The organism is Bowmanella yangjiangensis (genome assembly GCF_017255015.1).
In the GTDB taxonomy this organism is placed as follows: domain Bacteria; phylum Pseudomonadota; class Gammaproteobacteria; order Enterobacterales; family Alteromonadaceae; genus Bowmanella; species Bowmanella yangjiangensis.
On sequence record NZ_JAFKCS010000812.1, the window covers coordinates 1 to 325 of the forward strand.

General features: G+C 66.8%; 1 protein-coding gene. It reads right to left on the bottom strand.

Going from position 1 to position 325, the window contains the following annotated elements:
* Positions 1–39: 39 nt before the first annotated feature.
* Positions 40–325 (bottom strand): GFA family protein (locus J0A65_RS26795; protein WP_206597206.1); only part of this gene is annotated, 286 nt, incomplete at its 5' end.

Below are 325 nucleotides of genomic sequence, written 5' to 3' on the forward strand. Positions count from 1 at the left end.
AAGGCCAGCGGAGGCCTGGAGCTGCCCTGACGCCCCCCGCTACAGCAGCTCCTCATCTTCCTCCGGCAGCTGCGGATCGACACTGAGCCATGGCAGACGGCTACCCACCCAGATATGTCGATTGGCCGGCGCCCGCTCCGGCGCATCGAGGGTGGCGACTGTCACGTCCAGCGTCTGCGGGCTGAGCGTGGTGAACAGTACCAGGTGCGCACCGCAGTCGGCGCAGAAGTAGCGCGAGCAACTGGCCGATGAAGCGAAGGTGCGCGGCTGCCCCTGCAACCACTGGAAGCTCGTCCTGGGCACCGTGACCCAGGTGGTGAGAATG